The following is an 18,110-nucleotide window of genomic DNA, read 5'->3' on the forward strand; positions in this document are numbered from 1 at the left end:
AAATATTCACATATTAACGATCACGGAACTGAATTTGCTTCTCGAATAAAAATCGAATGACGCGCTGACGTTCTTGCTCGGCAATTTCATCAAATTTAACCATAATAATTTTGCGACCAGTTTCTAGTTCCTTTTCTCGCAGCACCTCTGCTTCAAAACAGCTGTGCTCAATCGTTCCGTTACGGTGTGGCAGAAGCAACCAACAGCTAAGCTTCTCACCAGGTTCGAATGATTGATTACGATTAATCATAAAGGAAACACCACCGCCACCGATATCATCGGTTTTGAATACGAAGCGCTGACCTTGTTTATTTTTTACTGCTATATCCACCTCAATATCAATCCGGAAAAAATTACGGCGTTGGACCGAGGTCATCGCATCTTCTGAAGGTCTCGCGATCTCATAGAAAATCAGCTCACCTTCTGCGGCCTCTCTAACCTTCGTTACATAGGTTTCGAAAAAATGCTTTACTCCTGTATTGGTTATAAATGAGGCACTTAGCACATCCCCGGCTTGAAGGCGCTTCATGCGTCCGTTTTTCGTATTAATAGGTAGTTCAATCACAAGCACCTGCTCATTCTCATCTGCTACCCTAGTTTTATATTCTACAGGTTCTTTTGTTAATTCTTCTTTAAGCTGAAATATAATAACCTGACTAACCTTTGGCACGATCACAAAAACTCCTCCCTCCGTAAGGGATATTATACCACTTACGTACTAGAGGAGCTATATTAACTTTTAGCTAGATACCGCCTGATCACTGCGACTCATTTTTTCTATTTTCTCTTCAATACCTGTTTCAGCATTGATATAGATACGATAAAGCTGATCATTAATATTGCCAGTAAATTCGTAGCATAATACCTCTTCTCCCAATTCTCCGTCTATTATCGCTAATCGTTGGTCTTTGATCGAAAAATCAGGATTCAAAGCAGTTATGGCTTGATTTAGAGATATGCTTGGTTTATTCATTTGGCGATCACGGTGATGCGCTGCATAATCAGCAGCGTGAAAACCGATGACTTCGCCATCATCTAACGCTACCTTTACTGTTATTTTATCTGGATATACGAGCGTATCGTCTTCCATTTCATATACATAGGTGAAGGTACCGGTATTATAATATTCATCATAGCTTACCGCCTCCATATCATCATAGCCATGCTTCTCAATGAAGCTTTCTGCTTTTTCCTCAGCCTGTTCCAGCGTTAGCGTCGCTTCAGAGACATCTCGATAATGTGCATACATAACAAGCTTACCGCCCTTTGCTGCAATACTCACCTTCTTGTCTCCATCAGCATCATCCTTTACTGAAGCCATATACGTAGGGAAATCACTATCCTTACCATTCTCTTTAATTTCTATGTTTGAAACATCTGTATCCATAAACTTAGCAGCGATTTTCACCGCTTCCTCTGCAGTAATAGGCTTACCGCTAAGCAGTTTAACACGCTTATCCGTATACATACTGTTAACTGCAGGTCCCCACTCTACTTCACCATACTGAGTCGACTGATCGTTTACGTGACGCAAGCTGCTTACGACAGGGTTAGATGTTCCGCTTTCGTTAGCTGATAATGCAACCTCAACATCCATCCAACGCAGGCTGCTGCTCATAATATTATTTTGAAGCTCACTAAGTTGAGATGAGATTTGATGTGAGCTGTTATAAAGTGATTTTAATGTTTTAAATTCCTCACCGCTAAGCGGTTGTTTACCTAAGTCGCGCACCGATGTTTTATAAGCAAAGTTGGAAACGCGTGACAAGAAGTTTTCAGTATCAGCAAATGGAAGGTAGCTTAGTGGAAGCTGACTAATCGCATGCTGAGCCTCACTTGTTATTCGCCAGACATTAACAAGCCCCTTACGTTGAAAATCTTTAGATGCGGAATTCACGGCAAGCGTATTTCCAAGTTCATCGTTAAGCTTATGAACATAATATGTTAAGTCACCGAAAGCACGTTGGTAACTATTCTCCGCCTTAAGCAGCACATTGTTTTTCTCTTGGTGTTCCTGATAACCCCAATACATCGCACCGATAAAAAGCACAGTCATTATCGGAAACATTATCATACTTAGACGTCTGTACATACAAAAAGCTCCCTTCAAGTTCCAATCTAAGCTTAGTTTGGATCGTTAAAGGAAGCTTTATACATCAAACATTACATAGGATGTTCCTCGATTTCTAGATCATCCACATTATCGCAAATACACATTTTGAAACCTGTTTCATAGATTCCCTTATCTCTTCGGCCACGCAAAATATATTTTTCCCCGCATATCCTGCAGCGAATGACAACTTTCACTCGCATTATGCCAACCCTCCTAATACAAATCTTATTGCATTAGTATGGACCGGAATACTATAAATTAACCTCATCTTTCGGACGAACATATCGAAAAGGAGATTTTACATGAGCAGATTTCATTTTAGATAGACCAAATAGCCATAGCAAAGCCATGAAAGGTATAATGGCGATAAGCCAATCGTTCTCTCTCCATACAATAATCCAATCATAAAGTCCATGAAGGATGATCGGCAGCAATAACGATAGTATTAAATGAAGGTTATTCCTTTTTGAATTAGAGAATTTGGCCCTTCCTAAATAATATCCCATAACAATACCAAACAGCATATGACCAGATACAGGTAGCATTGCCCGCATGAGCATCGCACTTAAGTCTGCTGGCATAAATATGGAATACAACAAATTCTCTGTAGTAGCAAACCCTAAAGAAATCGCTCCTGCGTATAAAATACCATCATACGGCTCATCAAACTCAACATGATTATAGATGAGATGGAATAACACAAACCACTTAATAAACTCCTCAACACTGGAGGATTGAATAAAAGCCATAACAAAGCTGCTGTCACCAAGCCATATCTCTACTCCACGCTGTAATACCATTATAGGAATGACAAGCAAAATGCCGACTAAGAAAACTTTTAGTACCATATGGATTGGCTCTGCCTCGTATTTATCCTTAAGGTATAGAAAGGTCAGCAAGGATAAGCCTGGCGCCAATGCAGCTGTAATTATGGAAAAAATGACCATACGTTTTCCTGCTTTCCCTGCGCACAACGTATCGTGCAACATTTAAATATAATCTAATGGTTATATTATAACGAAGATTTAAACAAAAAAGAACATTGACTTTTTGCCGTCAATGTTCTTTTTCTCCTGTGTACGTATATTTACTGAAAGTGAGCACAAATTTGCGTAACTGCATCATCAGCCATAATGATCTTTCCGTATTCCTCTAGCATGGCATAGGTAACGGATGTTGCATCACCATATTCGGCTAATACTGCAAGCACCGAGTTAAACGTTGATGATTCTATATCTGATGGTTCAATGGACAAGATCCATTTATTGTTATAAGAATATAAGGTTCCGCCCTCGGTGAGCTGCGATGCCTTTAAACTTTTACATACCGAGATGACATGTTCAAAATCATTGAACGAATACATGATGATATCGCTATGCTCCATCGTTACATCCAGATCATAAATATCATCTTCTAGCTCGTCGTCCTCACCAAATCCGTCTACAGTGTCGCCTCCACGTTTACCACGTGTAACAACTACAAACATCCCCTGTGCAGGCATTGCGTATACTTCCACAGCTAGAGGTCTGCCACTTGCTTCAAAGCCGAGCTCATTATAAGCCTGCTCCATAAGTTCCATAAAAAGATCATGAAGCTTTGGAGGCTCACGTAACATGTCTTCCTTTTGGATACCCCGCTCCAACAAATCGTCGTAAGTCAGGAAAATCCTAATCTTGTCCTGACCCAATCTTTCGATCTTCATGACAGGATCCTCCTTTGCAGCATCTGACTATAGCTTATGTATTTCAAATTAGATTGTGACCAATTCTACATACAATAGCCTTATGTTTACTTTAACATGTCTTTCTCTTTATTGCACTACTTTAGCAAAAATTAAGTCATTCATTAAGTAGTCCATACGAAGTTGTAGCGAAATCGTTTCATAAATTATGTAGTACTAAGTTTTTTTGCTGATAATTATTATTTTTATGCGTAAATATACGCCTTAATGAGTACCTAAATAAACTTTAGCAATTTTCAAAATCTTTTACCTTCATATGATAAAGGGAGCTGGCTTACTAAGAAGCCAGCTCAGCTGAAGTTATCTTTAAAGAATTAGTGCTTAATGGATGAGGAATCACTTTTAATATCTTCGACTGTCGCTTGCAGCTCAGGATCGCTGTTAATAATTCCTTCAATCATCGACACATTCATTTGATGGTTTGCAGGAACATTAGATGTGCTGCCGGAGCTTTGCTTCTGTGCTTGACCTTGACCTGCTTGATTCGTTGCTTCACTTTTCGTAAACTTTGACATTGCCTTAGACATGACATTGCCCTTCATATCAGACATTGCAGTTTGTACGGCCTGTGCCATTCCTGATTTACGCTGCATAAGCATGACAGCTCCAACCATACCTAACATACTCCCTAGAAAAAAGCTGGTCATTCTCATCTTGAACACCTCTCTTTAATATGACTTCACATGTAGCTTGACCTGAATACAGTGGAGTCATACAAGTTAGGTTTAGGTAAAACAACCAAACAGCTACTGTGTTTCAGTTGTTGTTGGATAGTAGCTGCTGCCGTACCACAGAAGGAAAAGCACAAGCGCTACAAACAGCACAAATACAACATTATAATAAATTCTTGTCAGTTTACCTTTGCTCGAAGGGTATTTTTTGGAGCGAGGTGGAAGGGAATTTTCTTCCGCATCCTCGAAGTTATGAATAGCACGGCCAGTCTCATGGTGTTTAGCTCTGTTTGCTCGACTGAACTTTTGCTTTCTACTCATAAATTATGATTCCCTCCTATATTTGATCATTAGTCCCATTATAAAATCAAATAAGAAATGTGCAAACATCGGTGCCCAGATCGTGCCAGTTTTGATATAGATCCATCCTAAGGCATAGCTAATACAAAACACTAGCCCTGTTGGGATCCAATGTTTTAAATATCGAACATGTATAACTGCAAAAATAATACTTGTCCAATAAGGACCGATGGCATGCTGAATTGCTCCACGGAATAGAAGCTCCTCACAAAAACCAACAATTAGACAGATGACTGCAATGTGCCACACTGGACGGTTAGCGAATATTTTTTCATTGATTCCACCGTCATCTGCAAATTCATCAGGTACGAATCTTGACAGAAAAAAGTCTGCCGCTACCGCAGCTAGCGCTAATCCTCCCCCCCAAAATAGAACATCAACAATTTCGTCAGGTATCGACAAAAGTGAAAGTAAATTTTGGTGTTGAAAAAATACCCATATTAAGCCGATAATAAGAGTAAGTGCTTGGGTGAGATATAAATTAATAAGCAGCGTACGATCATCTAGCTCATCGATAGACACCTGCCGGAATTGAATTTTTCTGAATTTGAATTTATTTCTTTTCACCAAAACACTTCCTATTCTGCGTTAATTCTACAAATGAACATATCATAAAGGAGCAATAACATGGACAGAACCTTCAATCGCAATGCAATGATTTTTAGTACATTATTTTTAGTGATGCTTGTCGTCTCAGTAGCCGCATTTTTCTATGGGCTAAATATTGGAACTAAAAAAGTGGAGGCAAAATATGCACACTTAATAAGTCCTGAGTCCACAGCAAATGATTATGTGTATCAGCAGCAAGATCTTGTGTCATTCTACTTAACAGTATACGCACCTTATCGTGAATTCCAGCTATCATGGAATGATGCGCTGAAAAAAATCTCAAATAATGAAGTGAGCAATGTAGCTTCACTTTACAAGGAAATCGAAGGGCAAGCAAGTAAAAAAGCTGAAGAAGCTGCTAGCTTTAACTTACAGCACGCCGGTTTGCTCGGTCAAGCACAGCAAAGCTATATTCGTAGCTTAGATCAATTTGAAAAAGTAGCTGTCGTTCTTCAACGAAAAAATGCAGCAACCACGTATGAAGGTATTACAAACTCCCTTAAAAATAATGATGTATACCAAGCTGCCATATCGCAGGCATTAACTGGACAAGGACAGTTTTATGAAGCTATGGTACAATGGGGAATATCAATAGATCCGAACATTCCAAGTGAATATGACCGGAATGTTAGCCAAAAACTAACGGATTGGAGCAGTAAACCACTGTTAATTAAGAATGAAATCATTGCCAACTATTTACTTGATTCCAAGCAGTTTGTGGAATATTTGCCACATGACTTAGTAAGTAGCATCGATCAATTTATTACATCTGGACAAGCTGAGTCTATGAATCTTACTACAGTTGAGGGCATTATTTCTCTTCTAATGAATACTGCTGCTGTTCGTGCAGGTGACTATAATCTGCATCGTAACTCACTGTACACAGATGAATTTTTGCCACAAATTCCATTTTTCTATCCAAATGTGGACTAAATAAGAAATTAAATAAAAATTGTTGAATGTTAGTGAAATTTCGTCTTTTTGTTTATGCTAGAGATTGATTTAAATAGAGTACTTGCTATAGAATAGGAATTGACCGTTATGTTCGTTGATGAAACTCTCGCCCACATCCTTCATCGATGCGGCGAGAGTTTTTTAGTTTACATTATTTGCGAGCAGTCGCACACATTCAGGAGGTAGTTATCGTAATGTTTAAAGTTTTAGTTTCCGATCCGATCAGTGACCAAGGAATTCAACAGCTAGTCGATGCTGCAGACATTGTAGTAGACAAAAAACCAGGTCTCTCCGAAGATGAATTAGTAGCCATTATTGGTGAGTATGATGCTTTGCTTGTTCGTAGCCAGACGACAGTTACGGAGAAAATTTTAGAGGCTGGAAAGAAACTAAAGGTTGTTGGTCGTGCAGGTGTAGGCGTTGACAACATTAACCTTGAAGCTGCAACAAAGCTTGGCGTAATCGTTATTAACGCTCCAGACGGCAATACAATTACGACATGTGAACATACGTTTGCAATGATGATGGCGTTAGCTCGTCACATTCCGCAAGCATATAAGAAAACTACTGAAGGCGTTTGGGATCGCAAATCCTTCCTGGGCGTTGAGCTTCGCAATAAAACACTAGGCGTACTTGGTATGGGCCGTATCGGTAGTGAAGTTGCCAAGCGTGCAAAGGCATTTGGTATGAAAGTGCTTGGTTACGATCCTTTCCTAACTGAAGAACGTGCTCAGCAGCAAGGGATTACACTTGCATCTGTTGATGACATCGTGCGTAACGCTGATTTCATGACTGTTCATACCCCGCTTACTCCTGAGACAAAGCATATGATTGGTAAAGCACAATTCGAGGTAATGAAGCCTGGCATGCGTATTGTGAACTGCGCTCGCGGTGGAATTATTGATGAGGGCGCACTCGTTGAAGCAATCGATCAAGGAATTGTTGCAGGTGCTGCATTTGACGTATTCGAGGTAGAGCCCCCTGCTGCAGATCATCCATTCCTGAATCATCCGAATATTATCGTAACGCCGCATCTTGGCGCTTCCACTGTAGAAGCACAAGAAAACGTTGCGATTGATGTTTCCGAGCAGGTGCTTCACATTTTACGTGATGAGCCGTTTATGAATGCTGTAAACATGCCTCCAATTCCAGCAGAGGTTCGCAAAGTGCTTGAACCATACTTTGAGCTTGGAGAAAAGCTTGGTCATTTCATCGCTCAAAGCACTGAGGGTGCAATTGAAGAGATTACAGTAAGCTACTCTGGTGAATTATCTGAGGTTGATACACAGCCACTAACTCGTTATATCGTTCGCGGCGTACTAGCTCATCATCTTGGAAAAGACGCGGTCAACGTCGTCAACTCTATGCATATTGCTAAGCAACGCTCATTGAATATTGTGACGAATAAATCACGTGCAGCACATAACTTTACTAACCTGGTTACTGTTTCACTTCGTACGAACAAAGGTAACCGCTCTGCTTCAGGTACATTACTTGCTGGTTACGGAGCTCGTATCGTACAAATCGACAGCTACAACATTGACCTTACGCCAGAAGGACATTTCATCCTTATCTCACATAACGACAAGCCTGGTATCATCGGTCGCGTAGGTACACTACTTGGCAACAATGATGTAAACATCGCAACGATGCAGGTTGGTCGTCAAGATAAAGGCGGATCTGCTATTATGATGCTTCGTGTAGATAAAGGCACACCTAAGGAAGTACTAAAACAGCTATTAGATATGCCTGAGCTTATCAGTGCTAAAGAAGTTATTCTGTAGTTCATAAAGAAAACGCGCCAGAGACGCTGTAAGCGTCCTTGGCGCGTTTTTATGTTGTTCCACGACAAACAATAACTTTCCTCTTCTTCCGTCCTGTATCGACGTGTATGGACGTTTCTCGTTGAGGATTTATATCGAATCATTTACTTTATTGTATCTTTTCATGAATGGATATAGGCAACAGAATCGTAAATGTCGTTCCTTGCCCAACCGTGCTTTCTACCGCGATCTTTCCTTCATGCTGATCAATAATATTTTTAACGATAGCAAGACCTAAGCCAGTACCTGATCTGGAGCCGCGCTTTCTTGCTTTATCTGCTTTATAGAATCGTTCAAAAATGTATGGCAAATCTTCGGCAGGAATTCCTTGGCCTTCGTCTTTGAATTTAAGCTGGACGAATGAGTCATAGTTTAATGATACGACACTAGGAAGAATCATTACACGCTTTCCGGTGTCCGTATGCCTTAAAGCATTATCGATTAGGTTAGTAAATACCTGCTCTAAACGATCCTCATCTGCATGCTGCAGCACAAGCGACTCTTCTGATGGAATATATTCAAGCTCTATCCCTCTTTCCTTCGCATATACGAAAAACTTTCGAAAAACACGCAGCAGTATATGACTGACATCAACAATTTGATATTTCATATTGATATGACCAGCTTCCATGCGTGCCACATCAAGAAAATCATTCACCAGTCTTCCCATTCGAACGGATTCATCATGGATAACCTGCACAAGCTCTTGTCTTTCCTCAGGGGATACGACGATATCATCTATGAGTGCCTCACTATAGCCTTGCAGCATTTGCAAAGGTGTACGAATTTCATGAGAAATATTTGCAACGAAATCACGACGAATTTTATCTATTTTGTGTTCTTCTGTCACGTCACGAATAACAGCTACGACTCCTCGCATAATACCGTTAGATAGCAATGGTGTTAATACTACAGACCACATATAGCTTTGTACATGAACTTTATCTGTGCTGTCCTTGCCGTGATTGAGAACTTTGATATAGTTTTCTCGAATAGGCGCTGGAACCTTAGGATAATTCAAGCCTTCACTTAACACCCATTCATCTTCAATCGCCTGCCATTGGTTCAGCAGGATATGACCCTGCGGATTGGTAAGTATAACCTCTCCATTAGCATCGAACGTAATAACCGCATCTCGAATACTCCGAATTACGTTAGACAAATGATTACTCTCATGATTAAGGTCATGGATCAGCTTTTCAAGCTTTTCAGTCATCTCGTTAAACGTATCAGCTAACTGACCAATTTCATCAGACGATGAAATATTGACACGTGTAGAATAATTACCCTTTGATATTGAAACTGCTGCATCCTTAAGCTGCAGCAGAGGCTGCTGTAGCTTTGCTGATAAGAAAAATGCGAAAAAGGTTGATAATAAAAAACCTATAATCGCCGTAATGATGAACAGCAGCTTAATGTCATGTGCATCCTCAGCAAATGAAACATCAATATACTGCAGCAAAAATGCACCTAGTATCAATAATACGACGGCTACAAGCACAATAATCGTCACCCATAGCTTACCGATTACACTATGCCACAGTAGATTGAATATTTTACGCAGCCACCCCATTTACTTAGGCACCTCAAGCTTGTAGCCAACGCCCCAAACCGTTGTAATCATGCTAGCAGCCTCACTAGACACTTTATTCAGCTTTTCACGTAGACGTTTTACATGCGTATCTACTGTTCTTAAATCTCCAAAAAACTCATAGTTCCATACATCCTTTAGCAGCTCTTCACGAGAGAACACCTTATCTGGCGATATCGCTAAATAATGAAGCAGCTCGTACTCCTTAGGTGTTAAGCTAACCTCTTGTCCACCTGCTGTTACACGATGAGCATCATGCTCAATAATAAGGTGTGGGAACACAATACTGTTAGATGTATTCATTTCCTTTGTTAAAAAGGCTGTAGCAGATGAACGTCGCAAAATCGCTTTAACACGATAGATAACCTCACGAGGAGAAAATGGCTTTACAACATAATCGTCAGCACCTACTTCAAAGCCCTGCACACGATTCATCTCTTCTCCTTTCGCCGTTAACATAACGACAGGAGTAGCCTTAACCTGACGAAGTCTTGTGCATACCTCGATGCCATCGATTCCTGGAAGCATAACATCAAGTAAAATTAGCGCATAGTCTCGATTCATTGCTAATTGCAATGCGCTTTCGCCGTCCTCGGCTTCATCAATTTCATAGCCTTCCTTCTCAAGATACATCTTCAATAAGCGACGTATACGCTCCTCATCATCAACAACTAGAATACGATTAAAGTAATCAGCCATAGCAACAAGCACCCCTTTCAATTATTCAGCTTAACATTAATCTACCCCTGCATATGAATGCATACCGGCAATAAGTAGATTTACTCCGACTAACGTAAATAGAACGATAACAAATCCAATAACAGCTAGCCATGCAGACGGTCTACCATGCCAGCCGCGTGACAATCTAAAATGCAAGTACGCACTGTAGTACAACCATGTAATTAGTGCCCATACCTCTTTCGGATCCCAGCCCCAGAAACGTCCCCATGCAATCTCTGCCCATATCATCGCAAAGATTAATGCTCCGAGCGTGAAGATTGGAAAGCCTATAACGATCGCACGATAACTTATTTCATCCAAATCATCTGGATCGATGCCCTCGAGCTTAGGATGTATGGCAGCACCTAACGGTTTGCGAATGATTAAACGAATTATACCATAAAGAATTAGTCCTACAATAATCGACCAAACGACCGTATTCAGCTTACGTCCAGAGTTCACTCCGTTGAACCATGATGGTGTCTCGAACAAGCCATCGGTCATTCCTAAAAACTCAGTCACTTGCAGTGCTTCACTATTATATGGTTTGAAAATAGGGGGCATCGTATACTCAACAACATCATATGATGTAGTAAGCTCGCCTACTTGTGATACATCTACTGTTTCTTGCTGAAATTGTGCAACGTAGCCAGCACCCTTAAAGCCAAATGCCGCTACGATAAAGCCGATTACAATGAAAATGGAAATAAGCGTGAACTCAAGCCAGCGCTGTGCTCGTTTCCCTTTTTTCGTATGATCGTTATAGTCAATAACGCGTAAAAGGTACATGAGCCCTGCTGCGAAACCAACTGCAAAGAATGCCTCACCTAATGCTGCCATTGTTACGTGGATTTTCAGCCAGTTCGATTGTAGTGCTGGTATTAACGGCTGGACCTCTTGGGGAAATACAGACGCATACGCAATGATAATAATCGTTAGTGGTAATGCGAACATCCCAAGCAGCGGCTTTTTATATATGAAATGAATAATGGTATAGGCAATCATGATGGTCATGCCTAGTAGCGTTATAAATTCATACATATTGCTCGTTGGGATCTGGCCACTGCCAATCCATCTTGTAAAGAAAAACGAAAGATGCGCAAGTAAGCCAAGAGAAGACGTTATAAATGCTATTTTACTCCAGCGCGCCTCATGCTGCTTAGCATCTCTTTTCCCCCATTTCTTACCTGCTACGGCAACCATATAAAAAATAAAAGCAAACACATATAAAAAGAATGCAGCAATAAAGCTTGAACTACTAAAATCTAACCAATTCATCCTTTGTGTCCTCCATTATCAAGACTTTTGGGATCAAGCTCAATGCCGCAACGCTTCAATGCGTATGCTGCATCCGCCCGCAAGCCAAACCAGTTTTTATTCGTGTGAGCTCCTAGCGTCAGCTGATTGTCATCGATGCGCAGCCATATTCTTCTATGCTGCCAATACGTTCCCATAATCAAGCCAAGCATACTAAAGAATGCTCCGATCCAAAGAAACTTCACTGCCTTATCAATACGAACATTCAAATACGTTGTAGCTGCAGAGAAATCAACGTTTTCCATGCCATCAACCTTAATCTCTAGCTTATTGGCCAGCTCACGATTAATCGTATCCTGTGAGAAGCGTACTTTATCCTTCTCTAACGGAAAATACATAAACATTTCTCCGTCTTCAGCTAAATTAGGACCCTTTATATTAAAAATAAAGGCTGGAGCGTTCGGACTGCTTGAAAGTGTAATCGGCTCACCTTCACTATTAATTGAAAAGTCCATATATTTGTCGATTAACTCCATAGAGTACGGTCCAACCTCGTAATAAAGCTCAGGATCAACCATTGTTAAATGAAATGGCCCGTAGCTCTCTCCTGTTTCTTTATTAATGATCATTGGAGAAACTGCATTAATTCTAGGTGTTAGATTAAAATCAAACTGATGAAGCTTTAGCTCTTTATAGCGAAGCGGATCGTTAACAAGAATCGTATGCTCTTTAACCTCTTTAAGCTCTGGCTGCAGAAAATCGTCTCCACAATTAGCTGCACACTCGTATAGAACAACATCCGTTTTGAACGTCTTCACTCGACCGGAGTCTTTAAGCTCGATGGGCAGCTCATCGTTATCGTACAATTCCATAGAGAAGCCATCGCTTTTTACATAGTAGTTCGTTCCAACGATCGGAACGGTATCTCCATCCGTAATACTTACATATGTATCTACATTCCAGTCAGGAATGCTACGAGCTAGAACCGCTAAAAGAAATAATATAAGCCCAATATGGTTAATATAGGGACCCCAGCGGCTAAAACGGTTCTTTTCTGCTAGTAGTGCAGTGCCAGACTCATCGATATGTACCTTGTAGCCCTTTTTCTTCAGAGCCTCTCCATACTGCTTTGTCCATTGAACCGGCTCGTCTGTCACTTGACCGCTATAGGTCGCTTTTTGACGTTTTAAGAAGGCGTGGTGCTTTCTAATTTGCTGCTTGTTCAATGCACGATACAATGGCAACACACGGTCAATACTGCAGATGACAAGTGAGGTTCCGATCATCACTAAAAGTGTAATAAACCACCAGCTTGAGTAGGTGTTGTGCAAGCCAAGGAAATAATAAATTTCCCCTGCCAGTCCATACTGCTCACTGTAATAAACTTTTGGATTGAAAGTGGCAGAAATAAATGTAGAGGCCTGCGGGAAAATCGTTCCGAGCATTGCGCCTAAGAATGTAATAATAATGAGATAAATGGCAATCTTAACGGAAGAGAAGAAGTTCCAGATCTTATCTAGAAAATCTGGATTCGCCTTCTGTGAACGCCGAGCAACGCCATCATAACGCATTTCGAGCGGTTCATTTGACTTCATTAGCTGCTCTTCAAGTGGCTTACCACATGCTTCGCATAATACAGTCCCGACTGCATTTTGATGGCCGCATTCACATTTTGAGTTCACAGGTAATAGCACAGTTAACCTCCTACTATTTTTTCAATATGCTCATGAATTTGAGATTCCTTCATCTCACCGACAAAAACAGAGGATAATGTCCCATTCGGGTTCACAAAAAATGTTGTCGGATAGGAGCGTAGACCGTATTTTTTTTCTGTTTTGCGATCAACATCACGCAATATGGTGTACGTTACACCAAGCTTTTTCACATAATTAGAAACAGTCAACGTATCTTCGCTCAAATTAATGGCAACAACTTCAACACCCTTATCCTTCCACTCTTCATACTGTCGTTCGAAAGAAGGCATCTCTCGTATGCAAGGCTCACAAAAAGTACCCCAAAAATTAATGACGAGGGGTGAACCATTATAATCTTGCAGCGAAATTGGCTCTCCTTGCAAATTAGCCAAGCGAAAATCTGGTACAGCCTGTCCTTCTTTTATCGTTCCTGGAGTATCGTTTGTAAACGTTTGAAAAATTGCATACCCACCGATTACAAATGCAAATAGAAGAACGATGATTTGAACTTTTTTGCGGTTTTTACCCAATATGTATTACACCACCTGCATAAGTAGTATCCATGCTACAATACAATTCTCATTATAACGAAAATTCGACGGCACGATATGCCGTCGTCTCTTCTTATTTTTGAACTTTATGTGACTTACGCGCCTCTTGTAACATAGCCTTCACTTCATATTCCGTCAAATGACGAAACTTCCCTCGAGGCAGCCCCTCTAAAGTAAGCTCTCCAAATCGAACACGCTTCAGCTTCATCACCTTATGACCAATCGCATCAAACATTCTACGAACCTGCCGATTACGGCCTTCATGGATCGTAATCCGAATCGTCGCTTCATTCGATTCCATCTTCACATCATGATACTCTACCTCAGCAGGAGATGTGATGCCGTCTTCAAGCATAATTCCTTGCTGCAGCTTCTCTAGCGCCGTACCATGCGGCACTCCCTTTACTGTTGCATGATAGGTTTTTGGTACATGATGCTTAGGATGCGTCAGTAAATTTGCAAATTCACCATCATTGGTTAGCAGCAACAAGCCTTCCGTATCATAATCAAGTCTTCCGACTGGATATACCCGCTCCTTAATGCCCGGAAGGAAATCTGCAACGACCTTGCGGCCTTGAGGATCCTTAGCGCTTGTGATTACGCCTTTTGGCTTATTCAGCATTAAGTATATCTTTTTCTCACTACGAATTGGACGACCATTCACAGTTATGACATCAACGGCAGGGTCTGCCTTCGTTCCTAAAGTTGTGACTGGCTCACCGTTCACTTCTACAGCACCTGACAAGATCAGCTCTTCACATTTTCGCCGAGAAGCAACCCCTGCTTGAGCTAATATTTTTTGTAATCGTTCCAATTATGTTCACCTCATCTACCATCATAACGAGTTCATGAAAAAAGCACAAGCATTGCTGTTAGAATACGAGCATACAGATGACAATTGCCGCGACAAATCCAACAACATCAGAGAAAAGTCCAACCTTTAATGCGTATTTTGAATTTCTAATGGCGACTGCTCCAAAATAAACAGTAAGCACGTACAATGTCGTATCCGTGCTGCCTTGAATCGTGGAAGCAATTCGACCAATAAGAGAATCGGGTCCGTGAGTAGCAATTAAGTCTGCTGTAAAGGCAAGTGAGCCTGCACCTGTTATCGGTCTTAGAATACCTAGAGGAAGCACTTCACTAGGTACACCAAACCAATCGAACACTGGCTTGACCACCATCAGCATCGCATCCATTGCTCCAGATGCTCTAAACATGCTAATGGCCACCATCATACCTACCAGATGAGGTATGATGCCTATCGCCGTATCAAATCCATCCTTCGCACCATCGACAAATACCTCGTAAACCGGCTGCTTCTTACGCAGCATCGCATATAAAGGAATGAATACGATTATTGCAGGGATCATATAGGCGGATATTTGCGAGAACAGCTCAACCATTTCCGCTACCACCTCCTATTGCAGTTACCGTCGATGGAGTATGGACATCTGGTGCCGTACTTAAGCCATTTTGTTTCTTATATGGCACAGGCGGCCCTTTATCTCTATTGCGATACCATCGATCCGCTAATATAGCTGCACCTGTAGCGATAAAAGTAGCAGCCAAGGTAGTACCGATAATCTCGGCTGGATTAGCTGAGTTATAATTCATGCGAATAGCAATTAATGTAGTTGGCACTAACGTGATGCTGGACGTATTCAAGGCAAGCAAGGTACACATAGCCGGCGTTGCTGTATGCTTATCGGGATTTATACTCTGAAGCTCCTGCATCGCTTTGATACCCATTGGTGTTGCAGCATTACCGAGCCCGAACAGATTCGCACTTAAATTACTCATTATGTAGCCCAGAGCCGGATGATCCTTAGGTACATCTGGAAATAACCAACGAACGACAGGATATAGCATGCGGGAAAGCTTTTCCAGCAATCCCGCCTGCTCTGCTATTTTCATCATCCCTAACCAAAATACCATAATGCTTATTAACCCAAAGCTAATCGTCACTCCTGATTTGGCCCCATCAAAGGCTGCCTGAGTGATGCCATCCATATTGCCGTTAATCATTCCAAAAATTACGCTAATTACAATTAAAAAAAGCCATATCCAATTGACCATCATTCATGCCTCCCCCAACATGAAATGTTATTCAAACCATTCTTTTAATGTACCTAGCAAGCCTTGCTCCATCCAATTTTGTCGTTTAAATTGTGTAAAGCTTTGCTCTGCACGATGTTCATGCTTTTTCAACCGCGAGCTCCCCTTTTCGTACAGCGGAACAGAACCGATTGGTTCACCATTTAAATAAAATTGCATGCGTCCTCGTTCTCCAAGTATATAGTGTGGACCACTTGGATGAATAAGAGATACGGTAGCTTGAATATTGCCTAATTCATCCTCCTTAAGAGGATAGTTAAAATTTGCTCCGTATACGAGCGAACTTCCCGGTACTTCCTCATGTACTTCAGCTAGCCTTGATAGCGGAAAATGCTTAAAGCCCCAGTCTAATAAGTTTCGATGATCTCTCCAGTCATCACCATCATTCAAGGTTACAGCTACAAGCTGCTGACCATTCCTTGTCGCTGAGCTTACTAAGCAACGGAACGCTTTCTTTGTAAAGCCTGTTTTCACCCCGTCTGCCCCTTCATACATTCGCAGCATTTTGTTTTTGTTACGCCACGAATAATTCCACTTTTCGTTTGGATTAGGTGCCTGCTTAAATTCGGTTTTTACGATTTCCGCGAAGATTTTATTTTTAAGTGCATATGCGGTCAGTACTGCCAAATCATTAGCGGACGAATAATGACCATCTTCATCCAAGCCGTGTGGATTACGGAACTGCGTATTCCTTAGCCCCAATTCCTCTGCCTTTTGATTCATTAAAAACACGAAGCCGGCTTCTGATCCACCCACATGCTCAGCTATAGCTGTAGCCGCATCATTCCCTGACCTGAGCATTAAGCCATACAATAGGTTGGAAAGTGTAATTTCCTCACCAACTTTTAAATAAATCGATGAGCCTTCCTTACCCGCTGCACGTCGAGATACTGTTACCTTATCCGATAAATCACCTTGCTCAATAGCAACAATCGCTGTCATTATTTTCGTCAAGCTTGCAATACGTGTTTTTACATCCCCATTCATGTTGTATAGCAATCTTCCTGACTGCACATCGATAAGAGCCGTTGCATAAGCATTAGTCGAAATGGAAGGCGATGCGTGTGCCGGATGTCCACCAATGCCTGTTACGAAACAAGCTGCAATCGCAATATAGGCAACAATCATCTTAAGCTGTTTGTTCATAGTTGTCCTCCTGCATTTCTTTTGCTTATATCTCGTCTTTAGTATATGCAGATGCTCGTCTTTGTAGACGAGCATTCATCGCTTTCCTTAATCTGCTTACGATTAACAATAAAAAGCACATTGCGATTTTCCCGCAATGTGCCACTAATGAAGCTCGTTATTGAAAAGTAGTGCCGCTACCGCTACCCGTAGATGAAGTTGTCAGATCAGAGCTTGAACCGGATAATGTTGCAGAGGATGGATTCACTTGGCTAGCTTGACTTGAGCCGGTGCTGCTATTAGAGCTGCCACCAAACATGCCAGACATTTTATCGATAATTGCCGGCGCAGAGTCAATCACCTTATCCAGTAAATGCGTTTGATTATCCAGCGGAACAACCTTCACACCCTGAACACCAACGACTAGAAATGCGATCGGTGTAATCGAAACACCACCGCCGCTACCTCCACCGAATGGCAATGAGTTTGGATGAATGGAGCCGTGATGTGCTTCCTCTTGATCCATGCGAAGCTCACTGCCTCCAGCGACAAAGCCTACGCCAACACGTGAAATTGGTAAAATCGTATCGCCCGTAGGCGTATGGATAGGGTCGCCAACTATTGTGTTAATTCCGAGCATTTCTTTAATCTGTCCTAACGATACACCAACTAAGCCTTCTATATTATTGGTTGTTGTCACAATCATCCACTCCTAACGTATACGTATTAGTAAATACGCAGTTAGTGTGCTCAATTCTGCTTTCATTATTAGGGTAAGTTCTG

At 41.3% G+C, this 18,110-nt stretch carries 20 protein-coding genes; 2 read left to right on the top strand and 18 right to left on the bottom strand.

Annotated elements, in window-relative coordinates; genetic code table 11:
• Positions 1-13 precede the first annotated feature (13 nt).
• The 8 genes from M3180_RS22890 to M3180_RS07150 all read right to left on the bottom strand — a co-directional run bounded on the left by M3180_RS22890 (position 14) and on the right by M3180_RS07150 (position 5,452).
• Positions 14-676 carry a flagellar brake protein gene (locus M3180_RS22890; protein WP_251666613.1) on the bottom strand — a complete coding sequence of 221 codons (663 nt, stop codon included), beginning with the start codon at positions 674-676 and terminating at the stop codon, positions 14-16.
• Between the two features lie 63 nt (positions 677-739).
• On the bottom strand, positions 740-2,092 hold the full coding sequence (gene ypeB, locus M3180_RS07120; protein WP_251666614.1) for a germination protein YpeB: 1,353 nt from the start codon (positions 2,090-2,092) through the stop codon (positions 740-742).
• Between the two features lie 71 nt (positions 2,093-2,163).
• Positions 2,164-2,313: a hypothetical protein gene (locus M3180_RS07125; RefSeq protein ID WP_251666615.1), complete on the bottom strand. Its 150-nt coding sequence runs from the start codon at positions 2,311-2,313 to the stop codon at positions 2,164-2,166.
• A 51-nt stretch (positions 2,314-2,364) separates the two neighbouring features.
• Positions 2,365-3,060: a glutamic-type intramembrane protease PrsW gene (prsW, locus tag M3180_RS07130; protein WP_251666616.1), complete on the bottom strand. Its 696-nt coding sequence runs from the start codon at positions 3,058-3,060 to the stop codon at positions 2,365-2,367.
• Positions 3,061-3,200: 140 nt separating this feature from the next.
• Positions 3,201-3,815: a genetic competence negative regulator gene (locus tag M3180_RS07135; RefSeq protein WP_251666617.1), complete on the bottom strand. Its 615-nt coding sequence runs from the start codon at positions 3,813-3,815 to the stop codon at positions 3,201-3,203.
• Positions 3,816-4,168: 353 nt separating this feature from the next.
• Positions 4,169-4,507 carry a hypothetical protein gene (locus tag M3180_RS07140; protein WP_251666618.1) on the bottom strand — a complete coding sequence of 113 codons (339 nt, stop codon included), beginning with the start codon at positions 4,505-4,507 and terminating at the stop codon, positions 4,169-4,171.
• Positions 4,508-4,600: 93 nt separating this feature from the next.
• Positions 4,601-4,846 carry a hypothetical protein gene (locus M3180_RS07145; protein WP_251666619.1) on the bottom strand — a complete coding sequence of 82 codons (246 nt, stop codon included), beginning with the start codon at positions 4,844-4,846 and terminating at the stop codon, positions 4,601-4,603.
• A gap of 3 nt (positions 4,847-4,849) precedes the next feature.
• Positions 4,850-5,452 (bottom strand): CPBP family intramembrane glutamic endopeptidase, encoded by a 603-nt coding sequence (locus M3180_RS07150; protein WP_251666620.1) that lies wholly within the window; start codon positions 5,450-5,452, stop codon positions 4,850-4,852.
• A 60-nt stretch (positions 5,453-5,512) separates the two neighbouring features.
• On the opposite strand from M3180_RS07150, the gene M3180_RS07155 reads away from it, so the two are divergent.
• Both M3180_RS07155 and serA read left to right on the top strand, forming a co-directional pair.
• Positions 5,513-6,427 (top strand): hypothetical protein, encoded by a 915-nt coding sequence (locus M3180_RS07155; RefSeq protein WP_251666621.1) that lies wholly within the window; start codon positions 5,513-5,515, stop codon positions 6,425-6,427.
• A gap of 215 nt (positions 6,428-6,642) precedes the next feature.
• Positions 6,643-8,232, top strand: coding sequence for a phosphoglycerate dehydrogenase (gene serA / locus M3180_RS07160; protein WP_251666622.1), 1,590 nt, complete (start codon positions 6,643-6,645; stop codon positions 8,230-8,232).
• Between the two features lie 148 nt (positions 8,233-8,380).
• Here the strand turns inward: serA and M3180_RS07165 are convergent, their stop codons facing one another.
• From M3180_RS07165 to ytfJ, 10 genes are all read right to left on the bottom strand, one after another.
• Positions 8,381-9,844 carry a HAMP domain-containing sensor histidine kinase gene (locus M3180_RS07165; RefSeq protein WP_251666623.1) on the bottom strand — a complete coding sequence of 488 codons (1,464 nt, stop codon included), beginning with the start codon at positions 9,842-9,844 and terminating at the stop codon, positions 8,381-8,383.
• On the bottom strand, positions 9,845-10,561 hold the full coding sequence (locus tag M3180_RS07170; RefSeq protein ID WP_251666624.1) for a response regulator transcription factor: 717 nt from the start codon (positions 10,559-10,561) through the stop codon (positions 9,845-9,847).
• A gap of 36 nt (positions 10,562-10,597) precedes the next feature.
• Entirely contained in the window at positions 10,598-11,860 is a 1,263-nt protein-coding gene (gene ccsA / locus M3180_RS07175; protein WP_251666625.1) for a cytochrome c biogenesis protein CcsA, read from the bottom strand.
• Positions 11,857-13,533, bottom strand: coding sequence for a cytochrome c biogenesis protein ResB (gene resB, locus M3180_RS07180; protein ID WP_251666626.1), 1,677 nt, complete (start codon positions 13,531-13,533; stop codon positions 11,857-11,859). Before resB ends, ccsA begins: the two co-directional genes overlap by 4 nt.
• Positions 13,534-13,535: 2 nt before the next feature.
• Positions 13,536-14,063 carry a redoxin domain-containing protein gene (locus tag M3180_RS07185; RefSeq protein ID WP_251666627.1) on the bottom strand — a complete coding sequence of 176 codons (528 nt, stop codon included), beginning with the start codon at positions 14,061-14,063 and terminating at the stop codon, positions 13,536-13,538.
• Positions 14,064-14,157: 94 nt separating this feature from the next.
• A complete protein-coding gene (locus tag M3180_RS07190; protein ID WP_251666628.1) occupies positions 14,158-14,898 on the bottom strand; it encodes a pseudouridine synthase in 741 nt (246 codons plus the stop codon).
• Between the two features lie 58 nt (positions 14,899-14,956).
• The gene (locus tag M3180_RS07195; RefSeq protein WP_251666629.1) at positions 14,957-15,490 is read right to left on the bottom strand and encodes a spore maturation protein; all 534 of its coding nucleotides are present in this window, start codon (positions 15,488-15,490) and stop codon (positions 14,957-14,959) included.
• On the bottom strand, positions 15,483-16,163 hold the full coding sequence (locus M3180_RS07200; protein WP_251666790.1) for a nucleoside recognition domain-containing protein: 681 nt from the start codon (positions 16,161-16,163) through the stop codon (positions 15,483-15,485). The genes M3180_RS07195 and M3180_RS07200 overlap by 8 nt, the downstream gene beginning before the upstream one ends.
• Before the next feature lie 27 nt (positions 16,164-16,190).
• Positions 16,191-17,348, bottom strand: a complete 1,158-nt coding sequence (locus tag M3180_RS07205) for a D-alanyl-D-alanine carboxypeptidase family protein (protein ID WP_251666630.1) — start codon at positions 17,346-17,348, stop codon at positions 16,191-16,193.
• A 157-nt stretch (positions 17,349-17,505) separates the two neighbouring features.
• Positions 17,506-18,027: a GerW family sporulation protein gene (gene ytfJ, locus M3180_RS07210; protein ID WP_340836271.1), complete on the bottom strand. Its 522-nt coding sequence runs from the start codon at positions 18,025-18,027 to the stop codon at positions 17,506-17,508.
• Positions 18,028-18,110 lie beyond the last annotated feature (83 nt).

The sequence above is a fragment of the Paenibacillus camelliae genome (genome assembly GCF_023715345.1).
Taxonomy (GTDB): domain Bacteria; phylum Bacillota; class Bacilli; order Paenibacillales; family Paenibacillaceae; genus Pristimantibacillus; species Pristimantibacillus camelliae.